The organism is Herbidospora daliensis, from assembly GCF_001570585.1.
GTDB classification, from domain to species: Bacteria; Actinomycetota; Actinomycetes; order Streptosporangiales; family Streptosporangiaceae; genus Herbidospora; species Herbidospora daliensis.
This window is the reverse complement of record NZ_BBXF01000007.1, coordinates 398376-409142: the sequence shown is the minus strand read 5'-3', so window position 1 is coordinate 409142 and position 10767 is coordinate 398376. Positions and strand designations below refer to the sequence as shown.

Here is a 10767-nt window from a genome sequence, read left to right as displayed (position 1 = left end):
GTCGGAGGGGTGGGCGAGGAGGGCCGGGCGGAGGGGGTTGGCGGCGAGGGGGCGGGAGCGGTCCTTCGCCGGGTCGGCGGGGGGTTCGCTCACCGGGCGGATCAGGCGGGGGGGCTGGCCGAAGGTCGCGGGGCGGCGGCCCTCGGGGAGGGCCGTCTGCTTGTCGTCCGGGTGGCCGATCAACCGGCGGGGCGGTTCGGGGGACGCGTGGGCCGTCGCCGTGGTGGTCAGCGGGGGCTTCACGCGTACGGGGATCTCTTCGACCACCGGCGCGGCGGCCGCGGCGGCGGCGGCCACCGCCGGGCGGACCGTCGCGCGCTGGGGCTCGGGGGCGCGCTTGGGCTTCTTGACCCGCACCCGCTCGGTGCTGGCGCGCCAGACCTTGGCCTGGAAGTCGATCACGTCGGGCTCGCCCGAGGGCGCGAGGCGGCACCACGTCTTGGGCTCGGAGAAGTAGCGGGTCTGCGACTGGAGCAGTTCGGTCAGTCGTTTGCCCTCGATCACGGGACGGGTCGACAACCATGTAACGATCCCGGGCGGAACCAGATAGATCACATGCCAGGGCGCGTCGAAGGGCAAACCGACCACTTGGAGGAGGACCCACCAGAAGGCGGAGACGCCGACGAAGACACCGATCCAGACGATGGGCAGCGGCATGGGCAGCCGAAGGTCGTAGAGCTTGTAAAGCCGCTTCTCAATTCGCCAGATATTGGTGTATGTAGGCAGATCCACCCGAATCCTCCTCTCCGCAACGTGCCAAAGGTCACTGGATGCCGAGCGCCCCCGCGATCGCCTTGGCCGTCACCTCGATGATGTTCGGCACATAGAAGATCACACCGATGGCGATCGCCAGGATGATGAACTGGACGAACCGCGTGATCTCCCTGGTGAAGAGGAAGAACAGCGCCACGACCGACACGATCACCAAGAACAACGGCGCGAAGAATCGGCGCAGGAACTCGGCCAGGCCTTCGGTGTTGAGCCCGGTCCCCGTCCCCGGCGCGGGGGACGGCGCGAGCGCGGTCACGGTCTCGACAATCGTTTGGAGAATCAATTCTCGCCCTCCCGGGGGTGTGGATCAGCGACGTCGTGGTCGTTCATGCGCTACCCCACGGACCGGCTCGCGCCCTGGACCTGCCGGACGAGCCACTTGTCGCCCTGCTTCTCCATGGTGAGCAGGTAGGCCTGCTCCAGCAGCGCGGGCTGCGCGGCCGGATCGGCCGGGTCGGCGGTCGGCACCGCGGCGGTGTCGGCCGCCGTGATGGACCAGGTGACCGTCACGGTGACATCGCGGCCGGTCTCCCCGCCGAGCGGCGCGACCACGCTGTTGAGCTGGGCCAAGGTGAACTGCCCGCCGAGGCCCTCGATCGTCGCCCCGTCGGCGGCGTAGAGCTTGAGCTCGGCGGAGTTGCCGGAGGCGTAGGCCCGGAAGAAGCCTTCGAGCGTCTGGCGCAGCTGGTCTTCGAGGTTGGCGTCGCGGTCGGGACCCGCGATGGCCGGCAGCCCGGCCGCGCCCCCGGAGGGCAGCAGGGCGGGCAGCCCGGACACGACGAAGCGGCCGTCGGCCTGGAAGATCGGCACCGACAGCAGCCAGCGCCGCGCGCCCGACTGGAAGCTGACCTGCACCCGCGCGTTGTTCGCGTCGGTGACCTCGATGGAATGGAATTGAATGGCGCCGGCCGCCATGCGGCCCGACCCATTCCAGCCGAATCGCCTTTCGACGCCGTCGGCGAGAAAATCGGTGAGCCGGGTGTCGCGCTGTTCTGGATTCGTCGCGTCGAAATTCAGATAAACGGCGGCGAACTGATTCGCGAACGCCGCTCCCTGCTGCACCGGGAAACCGGAATCGGCCGGCACGGACGGTGCGCCGGTGGCGCCCTGATTCGACGTGAAACGCTCGAACGGCGCCCTCACCCCGTTGACGACGATCACCACGATGAGCGCCCAGAGCACGGCCCGGCCGGTCCAGACGAGCCAGCGGCCCCCGCCGCCGCTCCAGCCCCTGCGCCGCATCGGCTCCCGTTCAGGCAACGGCGGATCCGTAGGAGGGTATGACTCTGGGTCGCCAGCGATCCGAGGATCCTGCTGGACGGTTGACCTGCGAGCCATCACGCCTCCGCTCGCGCCGATCCCCCCGGCTGGCGCGGTGTCGTCTTACTCTCGATCCGGTTATCCATGTTGAAGTAATCACCTTAGCGGCCTCGCCAATTGTTCCAGGAAAGCCACGCCCATGCTGCAGGCATCGCCGTAACCGGCCAAACCGAGTGTGCATGACACTGAGAGTGTCCGTACCGGCATGGATGACTACATAACGACGTTTGCGCAGGCCACCGTGGCAAAATGTAACCCGCGAGCCATCAGGAGGTAACCAAAGGGCTCTGACACTCAGTCCGGCATCCCGCACTCGTAGTGGAAACCCGTCGTGTGATCATCTTAGTGGCCGAGGCCGCCGATCGGCGCTGCTAGGACGCGCGGTGGTGTCGCCAGGCGACGTACAGCAGGACCAGGGCGAGCGCCCACTCCAGGCCGAGGCCGGTGCCCACTCCGATGGCGTCGCGCAGCGAGAAGTGGTCGAAGTGCCTGACGTGGAAGATGAAGTGCGTACCGGCATAGATCAGGTATCCGATCAGCGCCGTCAGCACCACCCTGCGGTCCATCACCCAGGCGGCGTAGAAGAGCATGGCGGTCAGCGCCAGCCCGAGCCCGCCGATGTCGGAGACGAAGTGCTCGTTGTACGGCGGGTCGAGGCTCACCGTCGGGAAGTCGTCGAAGAACGAACGCGGGAAGACGTACTGCCAGACCGAGACGAGGGTCTGCAGGGCGGCCAGGGCGAGCAGCCCGGCACGCAGCCACTTTGCGGTTGAAGTCATGCACGACCGACATCCCTGGCCGGGCCGTTCGTGACACGGCCCCGATGTGAGCATGCTCACGGGCCCGCAATGTCACGAAAGCGCCGCCGCCCTCCGCCACAGCGGTCATGAGAATCGTGGTGGCCGGTGGAACCGGCGTGGTCGGGCGGTACGTCGTGGCGGCCCTGCGGGCCCGGGGGTACGAACCCGCGGTGCTCTCGCGGGCGACCGGCGTCGACCTGGTGAGCGGCGCGGGGCTCGACGCGGCGCTGGTGGGTGCCGAGACGGTCGTCGACGTCGGCAACGTGACCACGTCGAGCCGGTCGGCGGCGGTGAGCTTCTTCGACAGGACGGGCCGCAACCTCGCGGCGGCGGCGGAGCGGGCCGGGGTGCGGCATCTCGTGACGTTGTCGATCGTGGGGGTCGACCGGGTCAGGCTGGGCTACTACGCCGGGAAGCTGCGCCAGGAGGCGATCGTCCGGGAGGGCGCGGTGCCGTGGACCATCCTGCGGGCCACCCAGTTCCACGAGTTCGCGGGCCAGTTCCTCAGCGGGATCCCCGGCCCGGTCGCGGTGGTCCCGACCGGGCAGGTGCAGCCCGTCGCCGCCCGCGAGGCAGGCGAGGCGCTGGCCGGCCTCGCCCTCGGAGCGCCGATGGGCATGGCGCCCGAACTGGCAGGCCCGCAGGTCGAGTCGCTGCCGGGCATGGTCCGCCGCCTGATCGCGGCGGGCGGGGCGCGGCGGCGGCCGGTCCTGCCCGTCTACCTTCCCGGCGGGATGAGCGCCGGGGGCCTGCTGCCGACCGGCCCGGGGCCGCGAGGGGTGCAGACCTTCGAGGAGTGGCTGAGGCTGCGGTGACCTGTGCTCCGGAGTGCGGCCGGCCACTCCGGAGGCGTAACGGAAAAAGATCTTCACACGTTGAAGCGGAACTCCACGACGTCGCCGTCGCGCATCACGTAGTCCTTGCCCTCGATGCGGGCCTTGCCGACCGCGCGGGCGGCGGCGACCGAGCCGGCCTCCATCAGGTCGGCGAAGGAGATGACCTCGGCCTTGATGAAGCCGCGCTGGAAGTCGGTGTGGATGACGCCGGCGGCCTCGGGGGCGGTGGCGCCCTTCTTGATGGTCCAGGCCCGGGTCTCCTTCGGGCCGGCCGTCAGGTAGGTCTGCAGGCCGAGGGTCTCGAAGCCGACGCGGGCGAGCTGCGACAGGCCCGACTCCGACTGGCCGACCGACTGGAGCAGCTCCAGCGCCTCCTCGTCGGAGAGCTCGACGAGCTCCGACTCGATCTTCGCGTCGAGGAAGACGGCCTCGGCCGGGGCCACGATGGCCGACAGGCGGGCGCGCAGCTCCTCGTCGACGAGTTCGTCGGCGTCGAGGTTGAAGACGTACAGGAACGGCTTGGCCGTCAGCAGGTGGAGCTCGCGCAGGTCGGTGAGGTCGGTGCCGGCCGCGTAGAGCGTGGTGCCGCCGTCGAGGACCTTCATGGCGGCCTCGGCGGCCTCCAGGGTGGCCTTGCGGTCCTTGTTGGTGCGGGCCTCCTTCTGGAGCCGCGGGATCGCCTTCTCGATGGTCTGCATGTCGGCGAGGATCAGCTCGGTGTTGATCGTCTCGATGTCGCGGCCGGGCTCGACGCCGCCGTCGACGTGGGTCACGTCGGGGTCGGTGAACACCCGGATGACCTGGCAGATCGCGTCGGTCTCACGGATGTTGGCGAGGAACTGGTTGCCCCGGCCCTGGCCCTCGGAGGCGCCCTTCACCAGGCCGGCGATGTCGACGAACTCGACCTTGGCGGGCAGGATCTTGGCCGAGTCGTAGATCTCGGCAAGCTTGGCGAGCCGGTCGTCGGGCACGCCCACGATGCCCACGTTGGGCTCGATCGTGGCGAACGGATAGTTGGCCGCGAGGGCGTTGGCGCTCTTGGTCAGCGCGTTGAAGAGGGTGCTCTTGCCGACGTTGGGGAGGCCGACGATCCCGATGCTCAGGCTCACGGAATTCGAGTCTATTGGAATCCGGTACGCCGCTCGTCAAACCCCGTCGCAGGCAAACTCTGGGTCGTGGCGGGGTATGCGGAGGGCGAGCCTCCCTCTTCTGCCGGGAAAAGCCTGGGATCATCCAGGACGTGGATGTCCTGGCTCTCGCTCTCCAACTGCTGGTGGGCCTGGCGGCCGGGCTCGCCATCGGGTTCGTCGTCGGGCGCGCCCGGTCGGCGGGCGCGAACGCCGAGGCCGCCGTCAAGCTCGCCGACGCCGAAGCGCGCGCCCGGGCGGCCGAAGAGAAGGTGGTGTACGTCGAGGAGCAGCTCGCCGAGCGCTTCCAGGCGCTGTCGGCCCGCGCGCTCGACGTCAACAACCTGCGTTTCCTCGAACTCGCCGAGAACCGCCTGAACACGACCCGCGCCGAGGCGGCCGGCGACCTCGACCTGCGCCGCGAGGCGGTGGAGAACCTCGTCGGGCCGTTACGCGAGACCCTCGCGAAGGTCGAGGAGCAGCTCCGCGAGAGCGAGTCGGGGGCGCGGGTGGCCCGCGCCGAGCTCGCCCAGCAGATGGAGTTCGTCCGGCACAGCTCCGAGCAGCTCAAGTCGCAGACCTCCGCGCTGGTGCGGGCGCTGCGGCGGCCCGAGGCGCGCGGCCGGTGGGGTGAGCTGCAGCTGCGCCGGGTGGCGGAGATCGCCGGCATGGCCCGGTTCTGCGACTTCGACGAGCAGGTCACCGCGATGACCCCCGACGGGCCGGTCAGGCCCGACATGATCGTCAGGTTGAGCGGCGGCAAGAACATCATCGTCGACTCGAAGGTGTCGCTGGCGGCCTACCTGGAGGCGTCCGAGGCGGGCGACCCCGACCTGGCCGGCGCCCGGCTCGACGCGCACGCCCGCCACCTGCGCGACCACGTCGACCGGCTGGCGGCCAAGACCTACTGGCAGGCGTTCAGTCCCGCGCCCGAGTTCATGGTGCTGTTCATCCCGGGCGAGGCGTTCCTGGCCCCGGCGCTGGAGCGCGACCCCTCGCTGCTCGAGTACGCGATGAACCGCCGGGTGCACATCGCCACCCCGACCACGCTGATCACGATGTTGCGCACCGCGAGCTACGCCTGGCAGCAGGCGGCGCTGAGCGAGAACGCCAAGGCCGTGTTCGACCTCGGCAAGGAGTTGTACGACCGGCTCGGCAGTCTCGGCCGTCAGGTCGACGGTCTGGGAAGATCATTGGCACGGGCCGTGGCGGCGTACAACCGGACGGTCGGCTCTCTTGAGAGCCGCGTGCTGGTGAGCGCCCGCAAGATGACCGACCTCGGCCTGGTCGACACCCTTTTGCCGGCCCCGCAGCCGGTCGAGGAGTCGACCCGGTCGTTGTCGATGCCCGAACTCGTCGGGGACGACACCGGATATGACGGTAGCTTGAGCCACCAGGGAGGGGGGCCGGAGAGATGAAGGTGACCGCGCGCGGCGCCATCACGTTGTTGTTCTTCGTCTGTCTGCTCGGACAGTTCACCCTCCCGGGGCCGTTCTTCCTCGTGGGGGTGCTGGCGGCGGTCTGGCTGGTGAACCCCCGCGACCTGCTGACCCTGGTGGTGTCGCCGCCCCTGGTCTTCTTCGTGGCCGCCCTGCTCGTGGAGATCCTGAGCGCGATGGGCGCCGACTCGGCCCTGCAGTCGCTGGGCTTGGGCATGTTCACCACGTTGTCGGCCGCCGCGCCGTGGTTGTTCGCCGGATCGGCGCTCTCCCTGGGCCTGGCCTGGTATCGGGGGTTGCCGCAGAGCGTGCGGGCGACCCGCGAGGACATGAAGACGCGGGTGCCCGCGCCGCGCAAGAGCAAGGAGTTCGACGCCGAGCCCGAGGGCTACTTCGAGCCCAAGGTCTACGGAACCGCGAAGGAAGAGCGCCCCCAGGCCTGACGGCCCGGGGGCCGGCGGGTCAGGCCCGCAGGTCCTTGCGGAGCTCGTGGGGCAGCGCGAAGCGCATCCTCTCGGTCACCGACTCGACTTCCTCGACGTCGCCGAAGCCGTGGGCGGCCAGCTTGGCCAGCACGCCCTCGACGAGGATCTCGGGCACCGACGCGCCGCTCGTCACGCCGACGGTGGTGACGCCGTCGAGCCAGGCCGGGTCGACGAACGAGGCGTGGTCGACGAGGTAGGAGGCGTCGGCGCCGTAGTCGAGGGCCACCTCGACCAGCCGCTTGGAGTTGGACGAGTTCTCCGAACCCACCACGATCACGAGCTGGGCCTCGGCGGCGATCTCCTTGACCGCCGTCTGGCGGTTGGACGTCGCGTAGCAGATGTCGTCGCTCGGCGGGTCGATCAGGTCGGGGAAACGGTTCTTGAGGCGGGTGACGGTCTCGGTGGTCTCGTCGACCGACAGCGTGGTCTGCGACAACCACACGACCTTCGACGGGTCGCGCACCTCGACGGTCTCGACGCCTTCGAGGCCGTCGACCAGGCGGACGTGGTCGGGCGCCTCGCCCGCCGTGCCCTCGACCTCTTCGTGGCCCTCGTGGCCGATGAGGAGGATGTCGTAGTCTTGCGCGGCGAAGCGCTTGGCCTCGTTGTGGACCTTGGTGACCAGCGGGCAGGTCGCGTCGATGGTCTTCAGGCTGCGCTGGGCGGCCTCCTGGTGGACGGCCGGAGAGACGCCGTGAGCCGAGAACACGACGATGGCCCCTTCGGGGACCTCCTCGGTCTCGTCGACGAAGATCGCACCGCGCTCTTCGAGGGTCTTCACGACGAAGGTGTTGTGGACGATCTGCTTACGGACGTAGATCGGCGCGCCGTACTGCGCCAATGCCCGCTCCACGGCCTCGACGGCCCGGTCGACGCCGGCGCAGTAACCGCGCGGCTTCGCCACCAGGACACGACGGCGATCTGTAATGGTCGCGGGGGTCTGTGACGTCATGGTCTCATGCTACGTGGATGGTCTGCAGTGGCTTGACCTCCGCCCGCGCCAGTCTTGCCAGACTGCGACATCAACGGAATATCTCCTGGGAGCTGCCCATGTCCCTCTTGCGTACGATCACAAAGCCCATTCGCGAGGCGTATAACAACCGTGACGAGATAACACAGAAGGTGAAAGACCTGCCCATGATGGCGCTCCAGGGCGCGCTCAGCGGCGTGGGTCAGGCCCTCCTCCTCGGCGACCGCGTCCGCACCACCCTGAAGCGGGTCACCGGCAACGCCCCGGCCGAGGAGACCCCCACCGACCCCTCGCGCCCCGGCGTGAAGTCGGTCTCCGACATCGTGGTCGAGGGCGACGACAAGCCCCGCCGCGAGCCGGTCATCTTCGCTCCCCGCCCGGCCAAGGCCGACAAGCCCGAACCGGTGATCTTCCAGCCCGGGGGTAGCGCCCCGAAGGGCGACCGCCTGGTCGCCTCGGGCGCGAAGGCAGAGGAGACCCCTGTGAGCGAAGCCGCCGAGGCATCCACCGAGACCACCCCGCACGCCGCGACCGACCCCGCCCCCGCGGAACCGGTCAAGGCCGGGAAGACCGAGGAGAAGGTCGCCGAGACGGCCGACCACGCGGCCACCACCCCCGCCGCCACCCCCGAGGCCACCGAGAAGGCCAAGGCGAAGCAGGAGGAGGAGCCCACCCCCGTCGCCGCCGAGCCGCAGGGGCAGAAGACCACCGAGCCCTCGTCCGACCCCGCGCTGGCCTCCGAGCCGGCCGTCCCGTCGAAGATCCCGCCGGCCCCCAAGCCCGCGAAGAAGACCCCCGGCGAGCCGGTCACCGACACGGCCGTGCCCGAGGTCGTCCCCGGTCACACCGAGGAGCCCCCGGCCCGCGACCTGCCCGCCGAGCCCATCCCCGGCTACGCCGACCTGACCTTCGCCTCCCTCCGGGCGCGCATGCGCGGCCGGTCGAAGGAGGAGATCCAGAGCTGGATCGACTACGAGAAGGCGAGCACGGCGCGCCCGGAGGTGCTGCGGATGTTCGAGAACCGGCTGGCCAAGCTGGAAAGCTGAGCAGGTGAGCGCGAAGACCTCCCCCGAGGCGCCCCTGCCCGTCAGGTCGGTGCTGCAGATGGTCGCCCAGTGGATCGGGAAGCTCGGCACGGTCTGGGTCGAAGGCCAGATCACCGAGCTGACCGCCCGGGGCGGCACGGTGTTCATGACCCTGCGCGACCCGGTCGCGAACGTGTCGGCCCGGGTGACGTGCGCCAGGAACGTCTACGAGTCGAGTCTCCCGCGCCCGGTCGACGGCGCGCGGGTGGTGGTGCACGTCAAGGCCGACTTCTGGGTCAACCGGGGGTCGTTCGCGTTCACCGCCATGGAGATCCGGCCCGTCGGGGTCGGCGAGCTGCTGGCCCGGCTGGAGCGGCTGCGGCAGGTGCTGGCGGCCGAGGGTCTGTTCAACAACGACCGCAAACGCCGGCTGCCGTTCCTCCCCGGAACGGTCGGGCTGGTCTGCGGGCGCGACTCGGCGGCCGAGCGCGACGTGCTGGAGAACGCGCGGCGCAGGTGGCCGGCCGTCCGGTTCAAGGTCGAGCAGGTGGCGGTGCAGGGCGGGCTGGCGGTCGCCGAGGTGACCGACGCGCTGCACCGGCTCGACGCCGACCGCGAGGTCGACGTGATCATCGTGGCCCGGGGCGGCGGGTCGCTCGAAGACCTGCTGCCGTTCTCCGACGAGTCGCTGGTCAGGGCGGTCGCGGCGTGCCGCACCCCGGTCGTGAGCGCGATCGGGCACGAGCAGGATTCGCCGCTGCTCGACCTGGTGGCCGACCTGCGGGCGTCCACCCCCACCGACGCCGCCAAGAAGGTGGTGCCCGACGTGGGCGAGCAGCTCGCGCTGGTCCACCAGCTGCGCGACCGGGGCAGGCGCGTCATGGGGGGCTGGCTGGAGCGGGAGCTCGCGTGGGTGACCGCGGTGCGGTCGCGGCCGTCGCTGGCCGATCCCGTCCGCGAGATCGACCGCCGCGCCGAACAGGTCGACCAGCTGCGCGACCGGGCCCGGCGGGTGCTCGACCACTCCCTCCACCGCAGTTCCGACGGGCTGGAGCACCTCCGGGCCCGGCTGGTGGCCCTCTCCCCCGCCGCGACCCTCGAACGGGGCTACGCGATCGTGCAGAAGCCCTCGGGCGAGGTGGTCAGGAAGGCCGCCGACCTCGCCGAGGGCGAGGCGCTCACGGTCCGCTTCCCCGACGATCGGGTCGGGGTCGAGGTCACCGGCCTTTAGGGTGGGCAGCGTGGCTGACGAGAAGACGCCGTCCTACGAGAAGGCGCGCGAGGAGCTGACCGAGGTGGTGCGCCGCCTGGAAGCGGGCGGCCTGACCCTGGAGCAGTCGATCGAACTGTGGGAGCGCGGCGAGAAACTGGCCGCGATCTGCGAGAACTGGCTCCAGGGCGCCCGGGTCAAGCTGGCCGCCGCGATGGCCGAGCGCCGACCCGAGCCGGCCTCCGACGAAGCGCCCTTCTAGACGTCCCGCTCGACCAGGCTGGCCGCGAGCGCGCCCAGCTCCGGCCAGTCGGCCGAGCCGGTGACGACGACGGTGCGGCCGTCGGCGACCCTGACCAGCGATCGCTGGTTCTTGTCCTCGCGGAAGCGCTTCTCCCACGTCGTGCCCTTGATCACCTCGGTGCCGATCGAGGTCTCGGTGTTGGCCAGGCGGTTGGCGAACCCGGCCGTGGGCTGCTCGTTGCTCTGGGCCAGCATGGCGTGCATGCGCTTGCCGGTGGCGAAGCCGAGCCGCCAGGTCACCACGCCCTTGGTGTTGGTCAGCCGGGAGCTGGTCGGCACCCAATCGGCCAGCACCGGCTCGGGTACCGCGACCGGGAACTCGGCCGCGCGGGCGGCGTTGTCGGCGTCGACGGCGAAGTCGACGCGCGGGATGTGCTCGGTCCGGCTCTGCGGCGTGATCAGCAGGAACAGGCCGACCCCGGCGAAGCAGACGAGCAGCGCGAAGGCGTAGCCGTAGAGGCCCTGGGTGAATCGGCGCACG

13 protein-coding genes are annotated in these 10767 nt (G+C 70.3%); 6 read left to right on the top strand and 7 right to left on the bottom strand.

Features of this window, described 5'->3' with window-relative positions:
• The 4 genes from AW274_RS41575 to AW274_RS32650 all read right to left on the bottom strand — a co-directional run.
• Nucleotides 1-732 (bottom strand): conjugal transfer protein (locus tag AW274_RS41575; RefSeq protein ID WP_198169515.1); only part of this gene is annotated, 732 nt, incomplete at its 3' end.
• Nucleotides 733-763: 31 nt separating this feature from the next.
• Nucleotides 764-1027: a hypothetical protein gene (locus AW274_RS32660; RefSeq protein ID WP_232320587.1), complete on the bottom strand. Its 264-nt coding sequence runs from the start codon at nucleotides 1025-1027 to the stop codon at nucleotides 764-766.
• A gap of 77 nt (nucleotides 1028-1104) precedes the next feature.
• Nucleotides 1105-2031, bottom strand: a complete 927-nt coding sequence (locus tag AW274_RS32655; RefSeq protein WP_232320586.1) for a conjugal transfer protein — start codon at nucleotides 2029-2031, stop codon at nucleotides 1105-1107.
• A gap of 431 nt (nucleotides 2032-2462) precedes the next feature.
• The gene (locus AW274_RS32650) at nucleotides 2463-2870 is read right to left on the bottom strand and encodes a hypothetical protein (RefSeq protein ID WP_062440605.1); all 408 of its coding nucleotides are present in this window, start codon (nucleotides 2868-2870) and stop codon (nucleotides 2463-2465) included.
• A 107-nt stretch (nucleotides 2871-2977) separates the two neighbouring features.
• On the opposite strand from AW274_RS32650, the gene AW274_RS32645 reads away from it, so the two are divergent.
• Nucleotides 2978-3706, top strand: coding sequence for an SDR family oxidoreductase (locus tag AW274_RS32645; RefSeq protein WP_062440601.1), 729 nt, complete (start codon nucleotides 2978-2980; stop codon nucleotides 3704-3706).
• A 53-nt stretch (nucleotides 3707-3759) separates the two neighbouring features.
• On the opposite strand, the gene ychF is transcribed toward AW274_RS32645, so the two are convergent.
• Nucleotides 3760-4836: a redox-regulated ATPase YchF gene (gene ychF / locus AW274_RS32640; RefSeq protein ID WP_062440596.1), complete on the bottom strand. Its 1077-nt coding sequence runs from the start codon at nucleotides 4834-4836 to the stop codon at nucleotides 3760-3762.
• Between the two features lie 131 nt (nucleotides 4837-4967).
• Here ychF and AW274_RS32635 point away from each other — a divergent pair, with 131 nt between their 5' ends.
• Nucleotides 4968-6272, top strand: a complete 1305-nt coding sequence (locus AW274_RS32635; protein ID WP_083975181.1) for a DNA recombination protein RmuC — start codon at nucleotides 4968-4970, stop codon at nucleotides 6270-6272.
• The gene (locus AW274_RS32630) at nucleotides 6269-6736 is read left to right on the top strand and encodes a DUF6542 domain-containing protein (RefSeq protein ID WP_062440593.1); all 468 of its coding nucleotides are present in this window, start codon (nucleotides 6269-6271) and stop codon (nucleotides 6734-6736) included. The genes AW274_RS32635 and AW274_RS32630 overlap by 4 nt, the downstream gene beginning before the upstream one ends.
• A 19-nt stretch (nucleotides 6737-6755) precedes the next feature.
• Here AW274_RS32630 and AW274_RS32625 read toward each other — a convergent pair whose 3' ends face one another.
• Nucleotides 6756-7730 (bottom strand): 4-hydroxy-3-methylbut-2-enyl diphosphate reductase, encoded by a 975-nt coding sequence (locus AW274_RS32625; protein WP_062440590.1) that lies wholly within the window; start codon nucleotides 7728-7730, stop codon nucleotides 6756-6758.
• A gap of 170 nt (nucleotides 7731-7900) precedes the next feature.
• Here AW274_RS32625 and AW274_RS32620 point away from each other — a divergent pair, with 170 nt between their 5' ends.
• From AW274_RS32620 to AW274_RS32610, 3 genes are read left to right on the top strand one after another with little or no spacing between them, the layout of a single operon-like run.
• Nucleotides 7901-8794 carry a DUF8129 domain-containing protein gene (locus AW274_RS32620; RefSeq protein ID WP_062440587.1) on the top strand — a complete coding sequence of 298 codons (894 nt, stop codon included), beginning with the start codon at nucleotides 7901-7903 and terminating at the stop codon, nucleotides 8792-8794.
• Nucleotides 8795-8798: 4 nt separating this feature from the next.
• Entirely contained in the window at nucleotides 8799-10004 is a 1206-nt protein-coding gene (gene xseA / locus AW274_RS32615; RefSeq protein WP_083975179.1) for an exodeoxyribonuclease VII large subunit, read from the top strand.
• A gap of 10 nt (nucleotides 10005-10014) precedes the next feature.
• Complete coding sequence (locus AW274_RS32610) at nucleotides 10015-10245, top strand: exodeoxyribonuclease VII small subunit (protein ID WP_030451886.1); 231 nt, start codon at nucleotides 10015-10017, stop codon at nucleotides 10243-10245.
• On the opposite strand, the gene AW274_RS32605 is transcribed toward AW274_RS32610, so the two are convergent.
• Nucleotides 10242-10766: a DUF4245 domain-containing protein gene (locus AW274_RS32605; RefSeq protein ID WP_062440584.1), complete on the bottom strand. Its 525-nt coding sequence runs from the start codon at nucleotides 10764-10766 to the stop codon at nucleotides 10242-10244. The genes AW274_RS32610 and AW274_RS32605 overlap by 4 nt on opposite strands.
• Nucleotide 10767 lies beyond the last annotated feature (1 nt).

What these genes read in the sequence shown, in the direction of transcription:
- AW274_RS32650 (WP_062440605.1), bottom strand. Translation starts at nt 2,870, where the DNA reads ATGACTTCAACCGCAAAGTGGCTGCGTGCCGGGCTGCTCGCCCTGGCC.
- AW274_RS32645 (WP_062440601.1), top strand. Translation starts at nt 2,978, where the DNA reads ATGAGAATCGTGGTGGCCGGTGGAACCGGCGTGGTCGGGCGGTACGTC.
- AW274_RS32630 (WP_062440593.1), top strand. Translation starts at nt 6,269, where the DNA reads ATGAAGGTGACCGCGCGCGGCGCCATCACGTTGTTGTTCTTCGTCTGT.
- AW274_RS32625 (WP_062440590.1), bottom strand. Translation starts at nt 7,730, where the DNA reads ATGACGTCACAGACCCCCGCGACCATTACAGATCGCCGTCGTGTCCTG.